This is a genomic window from Enterobacter kobei (assembly GCF_001729765.1).
GTDB classification, from domain to species: domain Bacteria; phylum Pseudomonadota; class Gammaproteobacteria; order Enterobacterales; family Enterobacteriaceae; genus Enterobacter; species Enterobacter kobei.
In genome coordinates this window covers 4,168,185-4,191,860 of record NZ_CP017181.1, presented here as the reverse complement: position 1 = coordinate 4,191,860, position 23,676 = coordinate 4,168,185, and the positions used below count along the sequence as shown (strand labels likewise).

The window sequence follows — 23,676 nt, the reverse complement described above, 5'->3', positions numbered from 1 at the left end:
GAGCTAACAATGTTTGATTATCAGACTTCTAAACATGCTCATTTTGATGCTGCTTGCTGAGCGTTTGCACTAGCGCACAATCTGGAAGATGTAGCCGCTGCCGTTGGTATGCGTCCGCAGATCCTCCGCAATAAGTTAAATCCGGTTCAACCGCACCGCCTGACCTGCGATGAGCTTTTGGCTATCACCGATTACACCGAAGATTCGCGGCTATTAGATAGAATGCTGGGGCAGATTAACAGCCTCCCGTCCGTTCCTGTCAATAACGCCATTGAAGCCAACATGCAGTTTTGCGCGTTAAGTGCCGCCGCCAATGTGAGGGCAATCGCTGGGGAAGCCGTTTCAACTGAGCACATGACCGCCGCACGCTGCACACAAATTCTTGATCGTGCCCGTGATGCCATCCGTTCCCTTTCCGTTCTGGCTTACACCGTTGAAAGCCGCCTCCAGTCTGCGCCGGTTCTTGCTGCTGCCGTCGATATCGTGACTAACAGCGCCAGTAGCATGATGTGAGGGTTACCGTGATGGTGCCCATTCTGATCCACTGGGCTGAAGAGCATTGCTATCGCCTGACTTTTGGCGAGGCGTACCGTACGCCGGAACAGGCGGCGCTGAACGCTAAAAAAGGCAGCGGTATCACCAACAGTCTGCACACACAGCGTCTGGCCGTGGATTTTAACCTGTACGTGAATGGCCAGTACAAAACGGACACGGCTGATTATCTGCCGCTGGGTGAATACTGGGAATCGCTGGGCGGAACGTGGGGCGGGCGTTTCAAATCCCGTCCGGCTGGTAATCACTTCAGCCTGGAACATAACGGGATGCGCTGATGACAAACGGCCTGTGGCAGGTATTGGTTTCGCTGGTGTTTGTCTTGGGCTGGTCGACCGCTGACTGGCGGCGTGACAGTCTGGAACCCGGATAAAGACACGCCTGCTTACTCAGCTGTGCCTCTGCCGGTTCCTATGGCGGGTAACGATTCCGGGATGTACCAGTTTCCACCTGAAGGGACACTGGTTGAAATTGCTTTTACTGGCGGAAGGCCGGGTAAACCCTTTGTGCGGCAGACCGTACCGGAGGGACCCAGCTTACCGGATATCCAGCCTGGCGAGCAGCTGCAACAGCAGCGTGCGGAAGTGTCTCAGCGCGTCACCCTGGCGGGTGACTGGGTGAGGCAGACAGACCAGACGATCAGTGAAACCTCAATGGCGCGGGTTGTTAAGGCCGCTTCGGAACAGCGGGAGCTGGTCAGCCGCGAAACCACGGTAAGGCTACGGATAAAATTACCGTGCTGGGCACGTCCACACTACTGACCGGAGCCATTCAGCAGGTATGCACGGAGGATTACAGCCAGGCAGTGAATAACCGTGTGGCGAGTATCGGCGGCAATGATGAAGCAGACATTGCCGGGAGTCAGACAGTCACAACGGGTAAAGACCCGATCGAGAAAATTGGGCAGATACGCAAAAGCGTGGCGGTCGTGCAACAGCAGATTATTGCCCCGGTAGTGTGGATTGACTCTGGCACAATCAACGTGGCGCAGCTGATGCTCGACACGCTCGACGTGGTGAAAGAGCTGGCAGAGCAAACGGCAAGCCACACGCACAGCAATACGGGAGCACCGACCAACGCGGGAGCCATACGGAACACCGGAACGAAAGCGGACACGCTGAACGGCAAATACTCCCCGGTGATTGGCAAGTAAACCTGTCCAGAACATAACCCGCGAAAGCGGGTTTTTTTATGCCCTTCATCCCCTGGCGGGGATATCTCTTTTCTTACATCACAAGCGGCTATCGCTACGCGCTGCCAGCGGCGCTCTGCCGCGTTCAGCCTTTTAAGGCACTCAGAGCCACCCTTAAAACAGATCGTGCGCACAGCAGGGCGCTGGCGCGTCACAGCATGGCCAAAAAAATCTTTCGCAGACCAAAATCGCACTACACCGGCACCCGCCTGCGGTTTTTGGATCATAAAAATTTTTCAGTTTTATTTTTCTTCAAACCGCACCGCCAGACCGCGCCAGAGCTGGCGGCTTTGCGGAAAACCAGAACTGAAAAGATTGAAAAGAATTTCAGTGTTTTTCAGTTTTAGGGATCTGCGTAGGATCTAACGAAAATCGTAACCAACAGATAAATAAGGAAATTTTTTATTTTGTGTGAGGCGGAAAGATCAAGTGGCGCGATAGGCGGCAGACAAAGAAAAACCAGCAAAGCCGTGGCTGGTGCGGGTTTGAATCGAGATCAGCATTTTAAAAAGGCTGAAAAAATTTTTAGTATTGTTTGAACCAAATTGTGTGTAATTCATTGAGCAATGCCCGATGGTAATCAAGATTCAATGCTAATTTTCATTACACGATAGTAAGCCACATCTTTATGAAATCGGGTAATGGTGCCAACTTACTGATTTAGTGTACGATGGTGTTTTTGAGGTGCTCCCGTGGCTTCCATCTCCATCAGTTGTCCCTCCTGCTCAGCTACTGAAGGCGTGGTGCGTAACGGTAAAAGTACTGCCGGACATCAGCGCTATCTCTGCTCTCACTGCCGTAAAACATGGCAGCTACAGTTCACTTACACCGCCTCTCAGCCCGGTACACACCAGAAAATCATTGATATGGCCATGAATGGTGTTGGATGCCGGGCAACCGCCCGCATTATGGGCGTTGGCCTCAACACGATTTTACGTCACTTAAAAAACTCAGGCCGCAGTCGGTAACCTCGCGCATACAGCCGGGCAGTGATGTGATTGTCTGCGCTGAAATGGACGAACAGTGGGGCTACGTCGGTGCTAAATCACGTCAGCGCTGGCTGTTTTACGCGTATGACAGGATACGGAGGACGGTTGTGGCGCACGTCTTCGGTGAACGCACTCTGGCCACACTGGAGCGTCTTCTGAGCCTGCTGTCGGCCTTTGAGGTCGTGGTATGGATGACGGATGGCTGGCCGCTGTATGAATCCCGCCTGAAGGGAAAGCTGCACGTAATCAGCAAGCGTTACACTCAGCGAATTGAGCGGCATAACCTGAATCTGAGACAACATCTGGCAAGGCTGGGACGGAAGTCACTGTCGTTCTCAAAATCGGTGGAGCTGCATGACAAGGTCATCGGGCATTATCTGAACATAAAACACTATCAGTAAGTTGGAGTCATTACCCCGGTTCTAAATGAAATAAGTATTTCTATATATTTCAGTAGGTAACCAATAATTAAATCGCTCACTATTCATACTGGTGTAAAACCCTGCATGCCGTGTATTATTTGGTTTTTTGTGTTAGTTATCCACATTAAGTTGATTCTTAGGTTGATGTTCAACGTAATGAGTTGCTATTAACTACTTTAATGATTTTTTGGGAAAAAAAAGATAGCATGTGTACAGGTGAAATTTATATATTTGCTAGAAATAAACAGCGTGTTAGGGAAGGTGCGAACAAGTCCCTGATATGAGATCATGTTTGTCATCTGGAGCCATGGAACAGGGTTCATCATGAGTCATCAACTTACCTTCGCCGACAGTGAATTCAGCAGTAAGCGCCGTCAGACCAGAAAAGAGATTTTCTTGTCCCGCATGGAGCAGATTCTGCCATGGCAAAACATGGTGGAAGTCATCGAGCCGTTTTACCCCAAGGCTGGTAATGGCCGGCGACCTTATCCGCTGGAAACCATGCTACGCATTCACTGCATGCAGCATTGGTACAACCTGAGCGATGGCGCGATGGAAGATGCTCTGTACGAAATCGCCTCCATGCGTCTGTTTGCCCGGTTATCCCTGGATAGCGCCTTGCCGGACCGCACCACCATCATGAATTTCCGCCACCTGCTGGAGCAGCATCAACTGGCCCGCCAATTGTTCAAGACCATCAATCGCTGGCTGGCCGAAGCAGGCGTCATGATGACTCAAGGCACCTTGGTCGATGCCACCATCATTGAGGCACCCAGCTCGACCAAGAACAAAACGGCCATCAACATCGAATACATGAAAGCCAGCATCCGGGCCAAGGTGGAGCACCCATTTCGCATCATCAAGCGACAGTTCGGCTTCGTGAAAGCCAGATACAAGGGGTTGCTGAAAAACGATAACCAACTGGCGATGTTATTCACGCTGGCCAACCTGTTTCGGGCGGACCAAATGATACGTCAGTGGGAGAGATCTCACTAAAAACTGGGGATAACGCCTTAAATGGCGAAGAAACGGTCTAAATAGGCTGATTCAAGGCATTTACGGGAGAAAAAATCGGCTCAAACATGAAGAAATGAAATGACTGAGTCAGCCGAGAAGAATTTCCCCGCTTATTCGCACCTTCCTTAGCACTGGTGTAATTTAATCACGCGATAATAAGGCGAATTGTTAATAGCCAAAGCATCTACGTACCCACACAACAGGCGAGCAGCCTAATTATAAAACGAATCTACCAATAACTGATCGCTCAGGTTATGTAGGTGGTGGGTATATAGTTTATTTTGTAAATCATGAGTATAGCTATGAACCATTATGATGATTTGCAGAGGTTTAAGGATAAGACCCGCAACCAAAAATACGAATTCAAGGATCTGTCGGCGCAGAACCTCTCTCCTGACCATGGAAGTTGGGCGATCATGAATCAGCTAGCTCCTGCAACAGAGGAGTCTAAACTGGCGATGGGTGGTCACGTTTCGCTGCCGCAACCGCAGGCTGTCGCCCCGGATGTCTTCGCGAGCGACGAACGTCATGAGCGCGTCGAAAGTATCGATACTATCGACAGTATTGAAAGCGCCGAAACCAGCACCGAAACCAGCACCGAAAGCGTTCTTCCTCCTGTCGACACAGACTTACCGGCGGTGACCGCCCCGTCTATTTTCCGTGAAGTTGCCGGACAACTTGCATCGCAATCGGCGGCACCCGTTGCGCCTTCTGCCCAACCGGCGGCTAACCCGGTTGTACCAACGACCACCACCGCACCTGCTCCGTCTGCGACAGCGCCTGCTGATTATTCCCGGCTGTTTGCAACGAAAGCGCCAGAAGCAAAACCCACCGTAGAAAAAAACCAACCTTTACAATCTTTGCTAGAAAGGATCGCTTCATGCCGTTGATTTGTGTTTGTTCACCGAAGGGTGGTGTTGGGAAAACGACGCTCACGGCTAATCTGGCTTACGCCCTTGCGCGTTCTGGCAGTAAGGTCCTGGCGCTGGATTTTGACGTGCAGAACGCACTGCGTCTGCACTTTGGCGTGCCGCTGTCTGACGAGCGCGGTTATGTCGCCAAATCAGCCGAGTCCTCGGACTGGAGTCAGTTCGTATTGACCGCAGGCGGGAATATCTTTGTGTTGCCTTATGGCGAAGCCAGCGAAGATCAACGCCTGGTATTTGAAGAACGTCTGACGAATGACGAACATTTTCTGATTCGTGGCCTCAACACGTTGCTGAATTATCCGGGCCTGATCATTGTGGCCGATTTTCCTCCCGGTCCCTCTGCTGCATTGAAAGCCATGTCGCGCCTGGCCGATCTGCATCTGGTCATCATGCAGGCAGATACCGCCTCTCTTTCCCTGTTGCCTCACGTTGAAAATCACCGTCTGACCGGGGATGTCCTCAATCGAAAAGCGGGCCATTACTTCGTGCTCAACCAGAGCGACAACCGTCGTCAGGTCAGCCGGGATGTCACCGCATTTATGGAACAGAAATTAGGTAATCAACTTTTAGGCGTTATTCATCGTGATGAAAGCGTCATAGAAGCGAATGCCTCGCAGCAGTCGGTTTTCGACTTTAGTCCTGCATCCGCCGCTGCATTCGATATCGAACTCATTGCAAAAAGAGTCGCCGGAATCTTAGGCGTAAAAATCGGAGACGGCACGGTTCACAGTAAACCGAAAATGTCTGGCTTCTAATTCGCGCAGGGCAACCTATGAAAAAGTTCCTTTATGTTTTGCTGGTACTGGCAATGCTACCTGTTGCGCTGCTGGTCATCATTACGCCTATGGACAGCCAGAAACAGTATATTTTTGGTCTGCTCAGTATCGGTGTGCTGTTTTTAATGGGGTTTAGCAAAAAACGCAGTGTGTCTGTCATTATGGTGGTCATGTCGATTTTATTATCGACGCGCTATATGTATTTCCGCCTGACGCAAACCCTGCATTTTAATTCCGAAATTGAAACCATTCTTGGGATGGGGCTGTTTCTGGCGGAGGTCTACGTCTGGGTCATGTTGCTGCTGAGCTATCTGCAGACGGTCTGGCCGTTAAAACGCGAAATTGTGCCGCTGCCGGATGATATGACCCAGTGGCCGACGGTGGATGTCTATATTCCTACCTATAACGAACCACTGGATGTGGTGCGTGATACGGTGCTGGCGGCGCAATGCATTGATTATCCTAGCGATAAGATGAATATCTACCTGCTGGATGACGGCAAACGCCGCGAGTTTGCTGTTTTTGCCGCAGACGTTGGCGTCGGGTACATCACGCGTAACGACAACAATCACGCCAAAGCCGGTAACCTCAACCACGCCATGAAGCTGACGCAGGGTGAGTTGATTACCGTGTTCGACTGCGACCACGTTGCGACACGCATCTTCCTGCAGGCGACGGTGGGTGGTTTCCTGAAAGATCCGAAACTGGCGCTGGTGCAGACACCGCACTATTTCTACTCGCCGGACCCGTTCGAGCGTAACCTCTCCGTTGGACGTAACATCCCTAACGAAGGGTCGCTGTTCTACGGACCGATTCAGCAGGGCAACGACAACTGGAACGCCACCTTTTTTTGCGGCTCCTGTGCGGTGATTCGCCGTAGCGCGCTGGAAGAGATTGGCGGTTTTGCCGTAGAAACCGTTACCGAAGATGCTCACACCGCACTCAAGTTGCAGCGCCGTGGTTGGGGCTCGGCATTCCTGGATATCCCACTGGCTGCCGGTCTGGCGACTGAACGTCTGGTGCTGCACGTTATCCAGCGTACCCGCTGGGCGCGTGGGATGACGCAGATTTTCCGTCTGGATAACCCGCTGTTTGGTCGCGGCCTGACTATCCAACAGCGCCTGTGCTATCTGAGCGCCATGCTTTACTACCAGTTCGCGCTGCCGCGTATTGCGTTTTTGACCGCGCCGCTGGCCTATCTGTTGTTTAACCTGAACATCATTCACTCCTCAGCGAGCCTGGTTTTCGCCTATGCGCTCCCGCATCTGTTCCTCGCGATTTACGTCAACTCGCGCATGAACGGGCGGCATCGCTATAGCTTCTGGGGGAGATCTACGACCTGGTGCTGGCCTTCCACATTGCATTGCCGACTGTGGTGACGATGTTTTTCCCGAAACGCGGCAAATTCAACGTGACCGACAAGGGTGCGCTGCTGGACGTGGGGTACTTTGATTTTAGCGTGGTGCGCCCGCATTTGATTATCGCCCTGCTGCTGGCGGCCGGAGTGATTGCCGGTATCGTTCGCGCCTGTGCTCATGACTACTTTGGCGTGGATCCGCGCGTTATCGCCCTAAACGTCGGTTGGGGGTTGTACAGTCTGATCTTTCTGTTGGCCGCGATTGCCGTTGCGCGCGAAACCCGACAGACGCGCAAAACCATTCGTATTGATGCGGAAATCCCGGTACTGCTCCACCATGCCAGCGGCGTGGTGTCGCGCAGCCATACCGCTGACCTGTCGATGGGCGGCTGCCGTATTGTGGCACCGGATGATCGCCATCTCGATGATGAGATTGAAGAGATTGAGCTGCTGCTGCAATCCGGCGCGATCCTCATTCCGGTAAAAACCATCGCCACGGATGAAGAATCGATTCGTCTGATGTTTGAAGACATCCCGCTCGCCCGCCGTCGTGAACTGGTGCGCGTGGTGCTCTCCCGTGCGGATGCATGGATTCACCCACCGAAACCTCAGGACAACCCGTTCCGTTCGTTGGGAACCATTATGCGTTGTGTGTTTGACCTCTTCTGGCTGACCTGGAAAGACCGTCGAGAAAATCGCCGTTTGCGCGCCAGCCAGGACCAGGCCGCTTCCCAGGAGGAGGGCAACGCATGAAACGTCTGACAACACTGGCTGTGCTGGTCGGCGCACTTTTTATGATGCCGCTGCATGCCGAAGACACCTCCATCGAGTCGCTACTGAAATTAAACGAGCCGGCGGAGACGCCACCCGTGCCGCCGCCGGGCGCACCGGTATTTATTCCTTCGGTGGTTAACAGCATCAGTCTCGCGCAGATGGGTTTCCCGGAAGGGATTTCCCTGACGGGTGGTCAGTTCCAGGGGGGCGCCTCCTTTACCCTGCCCGTGGACCAGGTGATTACCACGGCGCGCCTTGAACTGAACCTGAAAGTGTCGCCCGCGATGGTGGCGCGCAATGCCACCATGCAGTTGATGCTAAATGGTCAGCCGCTGGGGACGGTACCGCTGACCGTGACCGACAGCGACACCGCGCGTTATCAGTTGGATATTCCCTCCGCACTGATGGTGTCGAGCAACAACCTGAGCTTTAAAATCAACGATGGCGATGCCATGCAGTGCCAGCGCGACCTGAGCGATAAATATCGCGTCACCATCATGGCGGATTCCCGTTTCGAGCTGGAAGGGCAGCAACTGGACATTGGCGCTGATTTAAGCCACTTCCCGCGCCCGTTCTTTGACAGCATGCAAATGACCCCGGCGGCGATCGCCATGGCTTTCCCGGCGAAGCTCAGTGGCGATACCTTAAGCGCCAGTGCGCTGATCTCATCGTGGATGGGGATCCAGGCAGACTACCGTGGCGTGTCGTTTGCCGCCTATCATGACCGCTTGCCGGAAAAGAACGGCATCCTGATTGGTCATCCGGGCGAGCAAATTGGTGGCCTGACGCTGCCGGCTACCGAGCAGCCGCTACTCAAAGTGGTCGATAACCCGGCAAACCCGGTTTATAAGCTGCTGCTGGTGGTGGGTAAAGATGATGCCAGCCTGCGTGCGGCGGCATGGCGTTTAACCCGTGGCAATTTCGCCATGCAGACGCCGTCGGTGGATGTCACCACCCAAACGATCCCGGCGAGTAAACCTTACGATGCGCCGCGCTGGATCCCTACCGATCGTCCGGTAAAACTGTCAGAACTGATCCGTAAAGATCAGAGCCTGACCACCACGGGGCTGTGGCACGATGCGTTGCGCGTAGCATTCCGTGCGGCACCGGATCTGTTCCTGTGGGATGGCGAAACGATTCCTCTGCACATTGGTTACCGTTTCCCGACGGAAAGCTGGATTGATGAAGACCGTTCGTGGCTCAGCATGACCATGAACGATACTTTCCTGCATAACCTGCCGGTGAATAAGCAGGGGGCGCTGGAAACGTTGTGGCATAAGCTTGGCGGTGATGCGCGCCAGGAGAAGTTTGATATGCCGCTGGAGCCGTACATGATCTATGGCGACAACCAGCTCTCGCTGTACTTCAACATTCAACCCAAGGCGAGCGCCCCGTGTAGCGTGCTGCTGAACAATAACATTAAGAGCCGTATCGAAGACGACTCGTGGATTGATCTCAGCCATACGCGTCACTTCGCGCTGTTGCCGAACCTCTCTTATTTTGTGGGCGCGTCCTTCCCGTTCACCCGGCTTGCGGATTATTCGGAAACGGTGCTGATGCTGCCGGAAAAACCGACTGAAACGCAGATTGCCACGCTTTTAGATATGGCGGCACGTTCCGGTAACGCGACGGGAACGGCGCTGGGCCGCAACCGCGTGTTGCTCGGCGTACCCACTGGCGGGGCGGGTGTTGAACTGCTAAACGACCGCGATGTGCTGGCGGTCACGGGCCTGGATCAGCATGACTTTAACCGCGCGATCCTCAATACCTCGCCGTTTGTGATGCACGACTCGACGTTGGGCGTACGTGAGCCAACGACCTGGGAGCGTATCAAACGCTGGATAGCAGGGGACTGGGCATCAGACGGGCTGGAAGCCGACCGCTACTTCTCCTCCAACGAAGCTTGGCGCGGGTTTGTCAGCTTCCGTTCACCGTGGAATAACGATCGTCTGGTGGTACTGGCTATCGGCAGCAATGACGAGCAGCTCTCACGTCTGCACGGTGACCTCGCCTCAGCGAAAATTAACGCCGGGATCCGTGGCGACGCAGCGGTGATCACCAATGAGAACGGCGTGCGCAGCTTCCGCGTGGGTGAGCAGTTCCCGAGTGGCGAGATGCCAACGCAAATGCGGGTGATTTGGTATGCAAATCAGCACTCGGCGCTGCTGGCGATTTTAGGGCTGCTATTTGGTTGTATCGTTGGCTCGGTGCTCTTTGTCTGGCTGAGAAACCGCGCGAAACGACGTCTGGATTTGGACAACCGCAAATAAGAGGGTGACAAGAATGATGATAAAAACCGCCCGCCGTTTGACGACGCTGTGCCTGTCCAGCGCGCTCACTTTCGGTATACCAGGGCTGGCCCATGCCGCCGCGAATGATGCCGCGCTCAAAGCCTTATTTGACCAGGCGAATTACTGGCATGAGAAATCCCACGATGACCTGGCGATGGAGTCGCTGCGTAAAGTGTTGATGGTGGATGCCAATAACACCCAGGCGATGTACCTGATGGCGTTATGGGCGCAGCAAAATGGCGATCTGCAAGTCTCGTCCCAGTGGCGTTCGCGGCTGGCGCAGGTTTCTCCTGACGATCCGGGGTTGCAGGCGCTGGATAATGCCAAACAACTGACGCAGGTTCCGCAGGGGCAATTGAGCCTTGCCCGCCAGCAGGCGCGCAGCGGTAACGTACCGGCGGCGCTGGCGACCTGGCGCAGCATGTTTAACGGCGATACGCCGCCACCCAGCCTCGCCCCTGAGTACTACCAGACGATGGCGGGAGATAAAACTCTTTATCCGCAGGCCGTGTCGCAACTGAAAAATTTCGTGATGCATAACCCGCAGGATACCTCGGCGCGCATTGCACTCGGCAAAATCCTGACCTGGCGTGAAGAGACACGCCGCGACGGCATTTTGTTGCTCGAACCGATGGCCAGCGGCAGTAAAGAGGCCGATGACGGGTTGCGTCAGGCGCTGTTATGGCTGGGGCCGCAGGCAGGCGATGAGCGCTTCTACGACACCTGGCTACAGCGGCATCCGCAGGATACTGATGTCCAAAACTATTACCGTAAAAATGTCGGCGGCGCGGCGAAAGGCGCGGGCTATACCGCGCTGAACAGCGGTGATAACAGTGCGGCAAAAAACAAATTTGAGCAGGTGCTGCAAACCAACCCTAACGATGCTGACGCCCTTGCCGGGATGGGCTACATCGCCCAGCGTAGCGGTGATTACAAAGCGGCGGCACAGTATCTGAATCGGGCAGCCAGTCAGGGCGGGGATGCTTCTGATGAGCGTAAAAATCAGGCCGCAGACGCGGCGTTTTACGGTCAGCTCGCCCAGGCTCAGCAGGCATTGAAAGAGGGTAATATTAGCCAGGCGCTGGCGCTTTCGGCCCCGCTGGCACAAGAGAGCGGGGAGCGTGGCACGGCAGGAAAACTGTTCCGTGCTTCTGTACTGCGGCAGAACAAAGACTTTTCGCAGGCCGAACAGACCCTGCGAGGTCTTCTCAACGAGCAGCCGCAGAACGCCCCGGCAAGGGAAAACCTCTATTACGTCCTGCGCGACCAGAATAAAACGGAAGAAGCGCAGGCGATGCTGCGCACTTTACCCGCCAGCCTGCAGGAAAAACTGCAGCCGCGTGTGGTCGCGGGGGCGCCTGGCGATCCGATTCGCCGTCAGGCACAGCAACTGGTCCAGGCCGGTAATACTGACCAGGCGATTTCGGTACTGCGCCAGGGCGTTGCCCGCGTGCCGGATGATCCGTGGTTGCGTCTTGACCTTGCCCGCCTGCTGCAAAAATCCGGGCAGGAAGGTGAAGCGGCCACGGTGATGATCCCGGCGGGTCGCGATGGTGCTAACAGCAATTCACTGTACGCCGCTGCGCTCTATGCCAGCGAAAGCGGGGCCTGGCAGCAGGCCAACTCTCTGCTGGCGCGTATTCCGCCGTCCAGCCGTAATAGCCAGATGCGCGATCTGGCGGAAAGTGTGAATTACAACCTGCAAATGGCGACGGCAGAACGTTACCTTTCACAAGGGAACATGACCGCGGCGTCCAATACGCTGAAAGCGCTGGCCAGTCAGCCGCCGAAAAGCCCGGTCGATGCAGGGAAACTGGCGCGGATGCTTGCCCGTTCGGGTGACATCACCACCGCCGTATCGCTGGTGCGCAACAGTATTAAAGATGGCGTAGAAGGCAACGCCGGGGATTATGCCGATCAGATAGCGGTACTGAACCAGGCGGGGCTTACTCAGGAAGCGCAAACCCTGATGTCGAACCCGGAGCTACAGGCGCGCAGTACGCCTGCTCAGCTTGCGGGGATCCGCAATGGCTACGTGATTAATGAAGCCGACAAACTGCGTGAAGAGGGCAACTACGCCGCGGCGTATGACAAGCTGATCCGTGCGCTGCAAAGCGACCCGCAAAACACCGATTTGATGTTCGCCATGGGCCGTCTGTACCAGACAGGCAAAATGAACAAAGAAGCGGGCGTGCTCTATGACTACCTGATGACCCGTGATACCGAGGATCAGGCGGCACGTGTGGGGGCTATCGACGTTGCGCTGTCCGAGAATAACGTGCAGAAAGCTACTACCCTTGCCAGCGGTCTGCGTAGCGACAGCTCACCGGAACGCATGCTGTTGCTGGCGCGTCTGGAAGAGGCAAAAGGCAACCACCAGCAGGCGATGACCTACTTACGTAGCGCACGCGGCAAGCTGGTGGGGCTGGAGTCGTCTAATAGCGCCGCTACGCCGACGATTGGCGGCATACTGTTGGCAGATAATCCGTTTACTACCACCAGTAAAACGCCGCCGCAGTCGAGTTCTCCACAGGCGTTGTACGGCACTATTCTGCCGTGGCAGGTCGCGCAAGTGGCTCGTGAGCCGGGGAGCAGTTTACCGGGCACAACCCGTACCGATTTGCCGGTCGAGACCGCGCAAAGCCGCACGCTGCGTCAGGTTGATAACATGATGCAGGAGCTTGATGAGAAGAAAGGGATGTGGTTGCAGGGCGAGGTCGATATCCGTGGCCGTGACGGTGAGTCGGGCACCAGTAAACTGACCGAAGCCAAAACGCCGCTGACCTGGTCAAGTTCGCCGTTTGGTGAGTCGCGCTTCGAGTTTACCGCCACGCCGATCACCCTGAGTGCCGGGAGTGCTTCTGGCGATGCCTGGCGACGCTATGGCTCGAACCCGCTGGCGAATGCGGCATCAAATTTAGCATCGACAATCAATAATGAGATCAATTCGCTGGCGAGCATGACAGCAGATCAGAAAGCGCAATATTTGGTGTTGCATCCGGCTGCCGCTGCATTGGATGGGCTTAGCGAGGTCTCTTCGGCCGATTTTGGTCAATTCACATCGAGAGGTTTGACGAACCTTGCCGCGCTAAATGCCGCAGAGGGGGGGGCGCTACGAAACTATCTGAACCGTTCCTCACTAAAGGCTGACGTCTCGCAGCCAGGCGATGTTTCAACAGACTCGCAAAATGGGAACGGTGTAGAGCTTAATATGGCGCTTAGCGGTGACAGCTATCGCCTGGATATTGGCAGCACGCCGCTGGGCCAGGATCTGAATACACTGGTCGGTGGGGTGAAATGGTCACCTAAGTTATCTAACTACCTCTCATTGATCTTCACCGGCGAGCGCCGCGCCGTGACTGATAGTTTGCTCTCGTATGTTGGTTTGAAAGACGCTTACTCAGGCAAAACCTGGGGCCAGGTGACTAAAAACGGCGGTACCGTGCAATTAAGCTATGACGACGGTGACGCAGGCTTCTTCGTTGGCGGTGGTGGTTACAGTTACATTGGTGAAAATGTGGCGAGCAACACCAGTATGAACGCAGACGCCGGAGTCTATCTGCGCCCATGGCATGATGATTTCCGTCAACTGCAAACAGGTTTAAGCGTCAGTTGGATGGATTTCTCGAAAAACCTCAGTTACTTCACTTTCGGGCAGGGCGGCTATTTTAGCCCCCAAAATTATGTCAGCGTGTCATTGCCAGTTGATTTTTCACAGAAAATTGACAACTGGAAGCTTAGCCTTGGAGGCTCTGTGGGGTATCAATCCTACACCCAGGATGCTAGCAATTACTTCCCGACAGACTCCGCAATGCAAAGCGCTTTAACAGATTACGTGAAAACTGGTTTTGCAAAAGAAGCGCAGTACGGCAGCAAATCGCAAAACGGGATTGGCTATACCTTCCGGGCAGGGATTGATTACAACCTGAACAAGAACATGACCGTCGGCGGTAGGGTCGGTTACGACACCTTTGGCGACTATAACGAAAGTACTGCCGGGATCTGGTTCCGCTATATGTTGGGAGATAAATAATGACGTCGAGTACGGCTAATCCTTTACTGCTGTCTTATTTTCAACGGCAGCAAACGCCGGCCGGTTGGTTTGACCTGCTGTCGGTAATGGTTGATGGCATGGTGAGAAACGTGGGGGAAGCGGAAAGCCAACCCTTCTTGCGCCAGATGGGGGCATCGCTGGCGGAACGTTTTCCTCTGCCTGCCTCACAAACCATCGGCGAACTCGAAACCAACATCAACGCGCTGCTTGCGGAGTTTAATTGGGGCTATATTGATATTGATGCCAGCGAAGAGGGATTATCGTTCCGCCATCAGGGGTTACCGGTCTCCCGGGATGAGAACAGCCAGACGCGTTGGTGTTACGCATTTTGCGCCATACTGGAAGGGCTTTATTCCCGTTGGCTGCAGGGACAGGGCGGGCAATCGCATCTCGCTTTTAGCCGCGAACGGCTTTACTCCGTATCGGACGTTGTGTTCCGCTACGCTAACCCACAATGAGTCTGAGTATGTTTAAACGCGTTTTCGCCATGATGGTGATGATGGTTAGTGTGCTTTTTTCCTCGTTTTCACAGGCGGGACAGGCCTGGGAAGCGTACAAAGCGCGCTTTCTGATGACGGATGGCCGTATTGTTGATACCGGCAATAAAAACGTCTCTCACACGGAAGGCCAGGGTTTCGCCATGCTGATGGCGGTGGCCAGCAATGATAAAGCGGCGTTTGACCGCATCTGGGGATGGACAGATAAGACGCTCAGGAACAAGGACAATGGTCTGTTCTACTGGCGTTTTAATCCCGTCGAGCCGGATCCGATTGCCGATAAGAATGACGCAACGGATGGCGATGCGTTAATTGCATGGGCGTTGTTAAAAGCCAGTCAGCGCTGGAATGATAACAGCTATGCCACCGCATCGGATGCCATTACCCAGGCGATGATTAAACATACGGTGATCAATTATGCGGGTTATCGGGTGATGCTGCCGGGGGCGAAGGGGTTCAATCTCAACAGTTATGTGAACCTGAACCCGTCCTATTTTATCTTCCCGGCATGGAAAGCGTTCGCCAACCGTAGCCATCTGGTGGTCTGGAATGATCTGATCCGTGATAGCACTACACTGCTTGGCAAAATGGGCTGGGGTCAATCGCATTTGCCTACCGACTGGGTATCACTGTCGGCGGATGGCAAACTGAGCCCTGCTAAAGAGTGGCCGCCGCGCATGAGTTTCGACGCCATTCGTATTCCGTTGTATCTCTCATGGTGGAACCCGCAAAGTTCGCTGCTGACGCCGTGGCGCAACTGGTGGCAGGGTTATGATCGTAGCCGCACCCCGGCCTGGGTGAACGTTACAACCAACGATACCGCCCCGTACAATATGAATGGCGGTTTGCTGGCGGTACGTGATTTGACGATGGGTCAAACGTCTGGCGAGCCGCAAATCAACGCACAGGATGATTATTATTCTGCCAGTCTGAAAATGTTGGTCTGGCTGGCACAGCAGCAACAGTAATTTTCCGCTTTTCCTGGTGATGTCTCCTCACCCTCTCCCTTGAGGGGTGAGGAATCCCCACAAAAATGCGAGCACGAACGGTCCCCTCTCCTCTTTGGGGAGAGGGCCAGGGCGAGGGGAAATAACCTACTGCGGATAGGGCACCCAGTCGCCGCCGTTCAGCCGAACATACGGCTTATTCTGGTACTGAATCACCACGGCGTTAGCATTTTCTGAAATCCCCCTTTTAACCATGAGAATCAGACAATGAAAGCAAAAAAATTAGCCGCATTAATAGTTACAACATACATTAGCTTTATTTCAACGGCACACGCTTCAGCACCTCAGCCGGTATTCAGCCCGGAGCAGGAAGCTCGTATCGGCGAAATCGCTGCCGACTATCTGGTATCTCACCCGGAGATTCTGGTGACCGTCAGTAATAAGCTGCAGGAACAGCAGGAAACACGTAAGCAGAAGATGTTTGCACTCAACGTCATGGAGAATCAGGCGAACCTTCTGCATGATCCGGACACCCCGGCTTGCCATTGTGGCGATGCTTCTTGCTCCGGCAGAGCCGTGGCTGATGCCATGCAGTTCAAGTACCTGGCTGCGTAATACAGCCCGTCTGCCGTCTGGCTTTTCAGGACGGTTTTTCCAGTATTTGTAGCTGCTGCGATGAACCCCGAACACATGGCAGAGAGTGGCCACAGGATAACGCGCCCTGAGTTTCCCGATTATCGAGAACTGTTCAGGGAGTCTGACATCAAGAGCGCGGTAGCCTTTTTTAATATTTCATTTTCCATTTCAATACGTTGTAGCTTTTTCCTGAGCTCACGGATTTCAATTTGTTCCGGGGTAATGGGGGAGGCTTTTGGTGTTTTGCCCTGCCGTTCATCACGTAATTGTTTCACCCATCGCGTCATTGTGGAAAGGCCGACATCCATAGCGCTGGCTGCATCTGCCACGGTGTAGTTCTGGTCAACGACCAGTTGAGCGGATTCGCGTTTAAACTCTGCGCTGAAATTTCTTTTTTTCATTATGACACCTGTGTTGTTCTGAGGTGAGCATATCACCTCTGTTCAGGTGGCCAAATTCAGTAAACCACTTCATCTGACGACGGATTGCCTCCCTTTACCTCGGTGCATAGCCCTCTTCCGCCAGTGTTTTCATATGAATGGACTAGGAAATAAATTATGCTGACTCATTATTTCTGGCCATAAAGGTTCTGGCAGTGCCATCTTTCGGGTCAACAAAGGTAATATCTTCAGGATCACGACGAGGGCTGGCCAATGACAGAAATATTACGGGTTCTTCAAGAAGGGTTGGTAATGCATGGACAACATTACGCTCGAAAAAAAGCACGTGGCCGGGGGCAAATTCGGCTTCGTCACGAGGATCTTCCATCCAGAGCGTCCCCATGAATCCCTGAATAACCTGACGCCGGAGGATCACCTGCTGATGGCTGAAAAACCGGAACTCTCAAAAAGTGCGTGGAACTAAAACAGGTGTGCATTACTCCACCTCATGTTGAAGAGACCAGACTGCATCAGAAAATTGCACCATAACTGAGCAAGCCGCATCCCATTGGTGCAAAAGTGTCTCCAAAAATAAATAATCCATTGATTTAACTGTGCTTTAAAAATGGCATGAATTTTTCATGTCGGGTATATGCAAGCAGGGGCAACCCTTAAGCCTTGAATCCATTAAATATCGACAGGTAATGAAGCCTGATTGTCCTAATAAGGACAATCAGGCTTTTTTATTAATGCAGAGAGCAAACATACGTGCAAACTATTGATATTGGAATTTTGCTTTCCACAGAAGGTACCTACAGCCACCTGGCGAACAGCACACTGCTTGGTGCGCGCCATGCCTTAGAGGAAATCAATGCCGATCCTGCTTATCCTTTTCAGCTGCGGGCCCGACATATCAACCCTGCGGGTGAACTCGCAGCCTACAGTGAAGCGGTGAGCACCTTTATCGCTCACGGCATCCGCCATATCTTCGGAACCATTACCTCTGCCAGTCGGAAGGAGATTATCCCGGACCTGGAGCAGCATAACCTGCTGCTGTGGTATGGCTGTCCTTACGAGGGGTTCGAGAGCTGCGAGCAGGTCGTATATCTGGGCGGTTGTCCGAACCAGACTCTGCTGCCACTCCTGCGGCTGGCGCTGGATATGTTCGGAAATCGCTCCTGGCTGATCGGCTCTAACTACGTCTGGGGCTGGGAAAGCAATCGTATCGCCCGTGAGGTAGTGGAAGGTTCCGGCGGTACGGTGGTGGGCGAAAAATATCTGCACCTGAGAAACAGCAACGTGACCGAGTTGATTGAGGCGATTCTCAGCACAGAGGTAGATTTTGTGCTCAATAACCTGGTAGGCGAAACCTCTTATGCGTTTCTGCGCGCACTGGACGAGGCCTGTCTTCGCGATCGGCGGACGTTAGCGGTGCTCAGCTGTAATTTTACCGAAGCCGAAGTCGCCGAAGTCGCGCCACTAAGGGCGGTACGTTTGCTTTCCTGCGGACCGTTTTTTGAGAGCGTCGATCTCGATTTTTGCGCGCGGCAGCACCTGCAACATGGCGCACAGCGCATCTCCCACTACTATATCGGCGGCTGGCGGGCAGTAAGGCTGTTTGCCAATAGCCTGCGCGAGGCCGGAAACAGCGAGCCGGGTGCGGTGCTGGCGGCACTGCATCGTCAGCACGACGTTGATTCTCCGGGCGCTCGCTCAGTAATGGCTCGAAACAACCACGCCTGTTTGCCCTGCTACATCGCTGAGTTGCAACAAACTTGCTTTCAGATACTGCATCGCGAACCGCTGCCGGTTATGCCCGATCCCTATCTCTCCGCGACCGAGCTACGTGAAAGCCGAACGGTTGCAGCCAGACCTGCTCTGAGGATTGTTAAATGAAAACGCTGCTGTCCCCGGATTTAGATGCTCAGCCGCTCCTGCTGGTAGACTGTGAAGCAAGGAGTCGCGAAGCGCTGGAAAAAAACCTGACGCGGATGGGTATCCGCTGGCATCACCTGACCGGAGATGAGGCTTTACCTCCTCTCACCCCCTGTGCAGTACTGGTGGAACTGGAGGCATTCGCCAGCCCGCTAACCCTGAGCCAGATCAATCTGGCGGGAATACCGGTGATCGCGCTGACCTCACATGAGGGACTTTACCAGGTACAGCGCGCGCTGGAGTTAGGGGCAACAGCGCTCCTTACCAAGCCTATTACACAGCGAGCCATCTATACCACCCTGATGATGGCAGTGGGGCTGCGTCAGCAGTTGCATGACATTCAACAGCAACAGATGCTACTGCGCCAGCGTCTGGCAGCAATGCCGCAGATTACCCAAGCTCTGGCGGCCCAGATGCAAGCGGAAAGTATTGATGAACAACAGGCATGGGTTCGCCTGCGCTCGGAATCAATGTGTACGAACCAGTCGGTGGCACAGGTGGCGCAGAAGTGGCTGCTACGAATGTCGTCCGGCAAGCGGGGAGCACAATGAATAGAGTCGGATATTTTCTGCGCCGGCCAGCCCTGCTGCTCTCGCTGCTGTTTATTCTCCTGGTGGTGATGAGCGCGCTGTTTGCCCCCTGGCTCACCCCCTTCGATCCCGATGAACAGTTTGTCGAGGGACTGAGCCTGGAAGGCGCACCGCTTTCTCCCAACAGCACTTACTGGCTGGGAACCGATCTGCTGGGACGCGATCTCTTCTCGCGTTTAATTTACGGAGCTCGTACTTCGTTACTCATCGGTGTTGTCGCCAACGGCACTGCAGTACTGATCGGCGTCCTGGTAGGGCTTAGCGCAGGTTATCTGCAGGGGCGTATCGGAGGGCTGCTGATGCGCTTTACCGATCTGATGATGGCGTTTCCCGCACTGCTGCTGGCGATTGCCCTGGCGGCGATTTTCCAGCCAAGTGTCTGGATCGTGTCCCTGGTGATCGCCATGGTGAACTGGGTGCAGATCGCCAGGGTTATCTACGCCGAAACTAGCGCGCTTAGCGCCCGCGACTTTATCGCCGTGGAACGCACCCTGGGGGCCGGAACGTTGCGTATTCTCGGCGTGCATTTAATTCCACATCTGGCGCCAACGGTGCTGGTCTGGGCCACACTAGGCATCTCCACCACAGTCCTGCTGGAAGCTACTCTATCGTTCCTCGGGGTGGGGGTACAGCCGCCAACGCCGAGTTGGGGCAACATCATCTTTGAAAGCCAGAGCTATTTTACTTCGGCTCCCTGGCTGGTGTTCTTTCCCGGCGCGGCGATTGTGCTGCTGTCGCTCTCTTTCAATATCGCTGGTGACGCCCTGCGCGACGCCCTCGATCCCGGCTTAAAAGGACGAAACTAATGCTATTTCTGGGAAAACGTCTGTTGCATGCCGGGCTGATCCTGCTTGGCGTTACGTTGATCTGCTATTTGCTGCTGTTTATGTTGCCCGCCGATCCAGCGCGCCAAATCGCCGGGCGCAGTGCCACGCCGGAAGTAGTCGAAAACATCCGCCATCAGTTGGGGTTGGATCTGCCGTTTTATCAGCAATATTGGCGTTATCTGCAGGGGCTGCTGCACGGCGATCTGGGACGCTCGTTTATTCAGCGCAGCGAAGTGAGTGAACTGGTTTCCGCCCGTATCGGGCCGTCACTGCAGCTGATGGCGGCGGGTATTCTCTGCGAGTTGGTACTGGGGATCGCCCTCGGCACCCTGGCGGCGTTAAAACGCGGCGGGCTGGCGGACCGGCTTCTGATGGCGCTCTCCTTTATCGGTGTTTCGGCGCCGCAGTTCATCGCCGCGATGCTTTTTCTCTATCTTTTCGCCGTGGTACTCAACTGGTTCCCGATGGGAGGCTATGGCGGCTTCAGCCATCTGGCGCTACCGGCGCTAACCCTCGGCCTGCTCGGCAGCGGCTGGTATTCACGCATGTTGCGCTCGTCGATGATTGAGGTGCTGCATCAGGATTTTATCCGTACCGCGCGGGCCAAAGGGCTGGGCCGAACCCGCGTACTGCTGCGTCACGTGCTGCCGAATGCCGTGCTGCCGCTAATTCCGATGATAGGCATTGATATCGGCATTTTTATGGGCGGACTGGTGGTAGTCGAATCGGTCTTTGGCTGGCCGGGTATCGGTCAGCTGGCCTGGCAGGCGATTCAACAGGTGGATATCCCGGTGATTGTCGGGGTAACCACCGTGTCAGCGGTTGCCATTGTTGGCGGCAACCTTATTGCGGATCTGGTGCTGCCGTGGGTCGATCCGCGCATTGATGTCAAAAAGTAGCAGGGGAAGATGATGAAAAATGCGTTATTGACAATGGCGGTGGCCGCGGCCTGTTTCTCTTATGGCGCGCAGGCTGACGAGAAGACCGGCGGCGATATCGTGGTGACCTACCAGAACGACGTGGCGACCCTCGATCCGGCCATTGGCTATGACTGGCAAAACTGGTCGATGATCAAAAGCCTGTTCGACGGCCTGATGGACTATCGTCCCGGCACCACCGAGTTGGTGAACGACCTGGCGGAGAGCTACGCCATTTCCGAGGACGGCAAGGTCTACACCTTTGTGCTACGCAAAGGGGTGAAATTCCACAACGGCCGCGAGGTCACGGCGGCGGACGTGAAATATTCTCTGGAACGCACAGTCAACCCGAAAACCCAAAGTCCGGGCGCCGGGTTCTTCAGTCCCATCGCGGGCTATGACGAGGAGGCCAGCGGTAAAAGCACGACCCTGAGCGGTATCGAGGTCGTCGACGATCATACGGTAAAAATCACTCTGAAAGAGCCCAACGCCACCTTCCTGCATGTGCTGGCGCTGAACTTTGCCTCGGTGGTTCCCCGTGAGGAGGTGGAGAAATGGGGCGCCGACTTCGGCAAGCATCCGGTCGGCAGCGGCGCGTTTGAGCTCCAGGAGTGGAAGCTGGGCCAGGAGCTGATCTTCCGCAAAAACCCGAACTACTTTAAAGCCGGCGTGCCGCGGCTGGATCACATAAAGTTCGAAATGGGACAGGATCCCTCGGTCGCTCTGCTGCGGCTGGAAAAAGGCGAAGTGGATATTGCCGGCGACGGCGTACCGCCCGCACAGTTTCTGTCGTTTAAAAACAACCCGGCCTATAAGGGCCTGATGGTCACCGGCGACCAGTTGCAGACCGGCTACGTGACGATGAAAACCACGCTGCCGCCTTTCGATAATCTCAAAGTCCGCCAGGCGGTGAACATGGCGGTCAACAAAGATCGCATCGTGCGCATCATTAATGGACGCGCGGCGCCGGCCAACCAGCCACTGCCACCCGCCATGCCCGGTTATGACAAGGCATATCAGGGTTTCAGCTACGACCCGGCAAAAGCGAAGCAACTGCTCAGCGAAGCGGGTTTCCCCAACGGTTTTGCTACCGAACTGTACGTGATGAATACCGATCCGCAGCCGCGTATCGCCCAGTCTATCCAGCAGGATCTGGCCAAAGTGGGCATCCACGCCAGCATCAAATCCCTGGCGCAGGCGAATGTGATTGCGGCGGGCGGCTCCGCCAGCCAAGCGCCGATGGTCTGGTCCGGCGGCATGGCGTGGATCGCCGATTTCCCGGATCCCTCCAACTTCTATGGCCCGATCCTCGGCTGCGCCGGGGCGGTAGAGGGCGGCTGGAACTGGGCGCGCTACTGCAACAAAGCGCTGGACGCGCAGGCGGCCGCGGCGGACAGCATGGTGAAACCCGACCAGCAGGACGCGCGCATTGAAGCCTGGCGCAAAATCTTCATCACTGCAATGGATGACGCGCCCTGGGTGCCGGTATTCAACGAGAAGCGCTACACCGTACATTCCGCACGCATGGGGGGCGAGGACGCTCTGTATGTCGATCCAGTGCATGTACCAGTCAACTACGACTATATCGGACTGAAATAATTTGATGGCGCCGGGATGGCGCCGCTGCTTAAAGGAGAGTCAGGATGTGCCAAAATTGTCTGGTGAAGACCATTCATCATGCTCAACATCATTTCGGCTGGGATAACAGCCTGAGCCCGGTCCTGCACGTAGCTTCCGGCAGCCAACTGGAGTTTCACTGCCTGGATGCGGCTAACGGCTGGTTCAACGCCGGTTCTACCGCAGCGGATATCCCAACGCTGCCGTTTGATAAGCTCAACCCGGTCAGTGGCCCGGTCTATGTGGAAGGCGCTCAGCCGGGCGATGCGCTAAAGGTGACGCTGGAATCCTTTCGTCCCAGCGGCTTTGGCTGGACTGCGAATATCCCGGGCTTCGGCCTGCTGGCCGATCAGTTTTCTGATCCGGCGCTGACGCTGTGGCAATATGACCGCCAGGGCTTAACCCCCTGCGCCTTTGGCCGATATGGCCGCGTACCGCTGAAACCCTTCGCCGGTACCCTCGGCGTCGCTCCCGCCGCCGCGGGCCATCATTCGGTGGTGCCGCCGCGCCGCGTGGGCGGCAATCTGGATATTCGCGATCTGGCCGCTGGCTGCACATTATGGCTACCGGTGGAAGTAGAAGGCGCGTTGTTTTCTATTGGTGACACCCACGCCGCGCAGGGCGATGGTGAAGTCTGCGGCACGGCGATTGAAAGCGCGATGGACGTGGTGGTGAAGCTGGAAGTGGTTAAAGATATGCCGCTGAAAACGCCGCGTTTCGCCACCCCTGGCCCAGTGACCCAACATCTGGATCGGCACGGCTACAGCGCCTTCACCGGCATTGGCCCTGACCTGATGACCGCCGCCCGCGACGCGGTAAGCTATACCATCGATGCGCTGTGCCGCGAACAAGGGATGTCGGCGGAAGAGGCCTATATGCTCTGCTCCGTGTGCGGCGATCTGCGCATCAGCGAAATCGTCGATCGGCCTAACTGGGTGGTGTCGTTCTATTTTCCCAACAGCGTGTTTAATTAGGAG

19 protein-coding genes and 6 pseudogenes are annotated in these 23,676 nt (G+C 55.0%); 21 read left to right on the top strand and 4 right to left on the bottom strand.

Features of this window, described 5'->3' with window-relative positions; genetic code table 11:
* The first annotated feature begins 9 nt into the window (after positions 1 to 9).
* The 4 genes and pseudogenes from BFV64_RS20290 (at position 10) to BFV64_RS20275 (ending at position 2,091) form a co-directional block, all read left to right on the top strand.
* A pseudogene (locus BFV64_RS20290) lies at positions 10 to 513 on the top strand (phage regulatory CII family protein).
* 11 nt (positions 514 to 524) lie between these two features.
* The gene (locus BFV64_RS20285; RefSeq protein WP_069602398.1) at positions 525 to 830 is read left to right on the top strand and encodes a M15 family metallopeptidase; all 306 of its coding nucleotides are present in this window, start codon (positions 525 to 527) and stop codon (positions 828 to 830) included.
* A gap of 84 nt (positions 831 to 914) precedes the next feature.
* Positions 915 to 1,705, top strand: a pseudogene (locus BFV64_RS25990) (hypothetical protein); the annotation flags it as partial.
* 38 nt (positions 1,706 to 1,743) lie between these two features.
* Positions 1,744 to 2,091: a hypothetical protein gene (locus BFV64_RS20275; protein WP_069602397.1), complete on the top strand. Its 348-nt coding sequence runs from the start codon at positions 1,744 to 1,746 to the stop codon at positions 2,089 to 2,091.
* Positions 2,092 to 2,169: 78 nt separating this feature from the next.
* Here the strand turns inward: BFV64_RS20275 and BFV64_RS26025 are convergent, their stop codons facing one another.
* On the bottom strand, positions 2,170 to 2,304 hold the full coding sequence (locus BFV64_RS26025) for a hypothetical protein (RefSeq protein WP_256046264.1): 135 nt from the start codon (positions 2,302 to 2,304) through the stop codon (positions 2,170 to 2,172).
* A gap of 132 nt (positions 2,305 to 2,436) precedes the next feature.
* Here BFV64_RS26025 and BFV64_RS20270 point away from each other — a divergent pair.
* The 9 genes and pseudogenes from BFV64_RS20270 (at position 2,437) to BFV64_RS20225 (ending at position 15,818) form a co-directional block, all read left to right on the top strand.
* Positions 2,437 to 3,134, top strand: a protein-coding gene (locus BFV64_RS20270; RefSeq protein WP_223216367.1) for an IS1 family transposase whose coding sequence is annotated in 2 segments (ribosomal slippage) — positions 2,437 to 2,686 and positions 2,686 to 3,134 — 699 coding nt in all. Because the reading frame shifts where the segments join, the coding sequence is not laid out codon by codon here.
* Between the two features lie 345 nt (positions 3,135 to 3,479).
* Positions 3,480 to 4,151: an IS5 family transposase gene (locus BFV64_RS20265; RefSeq protein WP_069602396.1), complete on the top strand. Its 672-nt coding sequence runs from the start codon at positions 3,480 to 3,482 to the stop codon at positions 4,149 to 4,151.
* A gap of 323 nt (positions 4,152 to 4,474) precedes the next feature.
* Entirely contained in the window at positions 4,475 to 5,062 is a 588-nt protein-coding gene (gene bcsO, locus BFV64_RS20260) for a cellulose biosynthesis protein BcsO (RefSeq protein WP_047028230.1), read from the top strand.
* Positions 5,053 to 5,856 carry a cellulose biosynthesis protein BcsQ gene (bcsQ, locus tag BFV64_RS20255; RefSeq protein ID WP_025760128.1) on the top strand — a complete coding sequence of 268 codons (804 nt, stop codon included), beginning with the start codon at positions 5,053 to 5,055 and terminating at the stop codon, positions 5,854 to 5,856. Before bcsO ends, bcsQ begins: the two co-directional genes overlap by 10 nt.
* A 17-nt stretch (positions 5,857 to 5,873) precedes the next feature.
* A pseudogene (gene bcsA, locus BFV64_RS25125) lies at positions 5,874 to 7,987 on the top strand (UDP-forming cellulose synthase catalytic subunit).
* Positions 7,984 to 10,278, top strand: coding sequence for a cellulose biosynthesis cyclic di-GMP-binding regulatory protein BcsB (gene bcsB / locus BFV64_RS25120; protein WP_069602393.1), 2,295 nt, complete (start codon positions 7,984 to 7,986; stop codon positions 10,276 to 10,278). The pseudogene bcsA and the gene bcsB overlap by 4 nt, the downstream one beginning before the upstream one ends.
* Positions 10,279 to 10,291: 13 nt before the next feature.
* Positions 10,292 to 14,332, top strand: coding sequence for a cellulose biosynthesis protein BcsC (locus tag BFV64_RS20235; protein WP_032672713.1), 4,041 nt, complete (start codon positions 10,292 to 10,294; stop codon positions 14,330 to 14,332).
* Entirely contained in the window at positions 14,332 to 14,811 is a 480-nt protein-coding gene (bcsD, locus tag BFV64_RS20230) for a cellulose biosynthesis protein BcsD (RefSeq protein ID WP_025760132.1), read from the top strand. Before BFV64_RS20235 ends, bcsD begins: the two co-directional genes overlap by 1 nt.
* An 8-nt stretch (positions 14,812 to 14,819) precedes the next feature.
* Positions 14,820 to 15,818: a family 8 glycosyl hydrolase gene (locus BFV64_RS20225; protein ID WP_025760133.1), complete on the top strand. Its 999-nt coding sequence runs from the start codon at positions 14,820 to 14,822 to the stop codon at positions 15,816 to 15,818.
* A 126-nt stretch (positions 15,819 to 15,944) separates the two neighbouring features.
* Here BFV64_RS20225 and BFV64_RS25985 read toward each other — a convergent pair.
* Positions 15,945 to 16,037: pseudogene (locus BFV64_RS25985) on the bottom strand (hypothetical protein); the annotation flags it as partial.
* A gap of 27 nt (positions 16,038 to 16,064) precedes the next feature.
* Between BFV64_RS25985 and BFV64_RS20220 the strand changes: the two are divergent.
* Positions 16,065 to 16,412, top strand: coding sequence for a hypothetical protein (locus BFV64_RS20220; protein WP_265736939.1), 348 nt, complete (start codon positions 16,065 to 16,067; stop codon positions 16,410 to 16,412).
* On the opposite strand, the pseudogene BFV64_RS25115 reads toward BFV64_RS20220, so the two are convergent.
* Positions 16,332 to 16,834, bottom strand: a pseudogene (locus BFV64_RS25115) (IS3-like element ISEc52 family transposase); the annotation flags it as partial. The gene BFV64_RS20220 and the pseudogene BFV64_RS25115 overlap by 81 nt on opposite strands.
* Positions 16,835 to 16,988: 154 nt before the next feature.
* The gene (locus BFV64_RS25695) at positions 16,989 to 17,201 is read right to left on the bottom strand and encodes a hypothetical protein (RefSeq protein ID WP_161989521.1); all 213 of its coding nucleotides are present in this window, start codon (positions 17,199 to 17,201) and stop codon (positions 16,989 to 16,991) included.
* On the opposite strand from BFV64_RS25695, the pseudogene BFV64_RS25980 reads away from it, so the two are divergent.
* The 7 genes and pseudogenes from BFV64_RS25980 to BFV64_RS20175 all read left to right on the top strand — a co-directional run.
* A pseudogene (locus BFV64_RS25980) lies at positions 17,196 to 17,297 on the top strand (integrase); the annotation flags it as partial. The gene BFV64_RS25695 and the pseudogene BFV64_RS25980 overlap by 6 nt on opposite strands.
* 284 nt (positions 17,298 to 17,581) lie before the next feature.
* Positions 17,582 to 18,709, top strand: a complete 1,128-nt coding sequence (locus tag BFV64_RS20200; RefSeq protein WP_004118840.1) for a transporter substrate-binding protein — start codon at positions 17,582 to 17,584, stop codon at positions 18,707 to 18,709.
* On the top strand, positions 18,706 to 19,299 hold the full coding sequence (locus BFV64_RS20195; protein ID WP_004118229.1) for an ANTAR domain-containing response regulator: 594 nt from the start codon (positions 18,706 to 18,708) through the stop codon (positions 19,297 to 19,299). The genes BFV64_RS20200 and BFV64_RS20195 overlap by 4 nt, the downstream gene beginning before the upstream one ends.
* Positions 19,296 to 20,144: an ABC transporter permease gene (locus BFV64_RS20190; protein WP_004118228.1), complete on the top strand. Its 849-nt coding sequence runs from the start codon at positions 19,296 to 19,298 to the stop codon at positions 20,142 to 20,144. The genes BFV64_RS20195 and BFV64_RS20190 overlap by 4 nt, the downstream gene beginning before the upstream one ends.
* Positions 20,144 to 21,064, top strand: coding sequence for an ABC transporter permease (locus BFV64_RS20185; protein ID WP_004118227.1), 921 nt, complete (start codon positions 20,144 to 20,146; stop codon positions 21,062 to 21,064). Before BFV64_RS20190 ends, BFV64_RS20185 begins: the two co-directional genes overlap by 1 nt.
* A 12-nt stretch (positions 21,065 to 21,076) precedes the next feature.
* The gene (locus BFV64_RS20180) at positions 21,077 to 22,681 is read left to right on the top strand and encodes an ABC transporter substrate-binding protein (RefSeq protein WP_004152278.1); all 1,605 of its coding nucleotides are present in this window, start codon (positions 21,077 to 21,079) and stop codon (positions 22,679 to 22,681) included.
* Positions 22,682 to 22,725: 44 nt separating this feature from the next.
* On the top strand, positions 22,726 to 23,673 hold the full coding sequence (locus BFV64_RS20175) for an acetamidase/formamidase family protein (protein ID WP_004118225.1): 948 nt from the start codon (positions 22,726 to 22,728) through the stop codon (positions 23,671 to 23,673).
* The last annotated feature ends 3 nt before the right edge of the window (positions 23,674 to 23,676 follow it).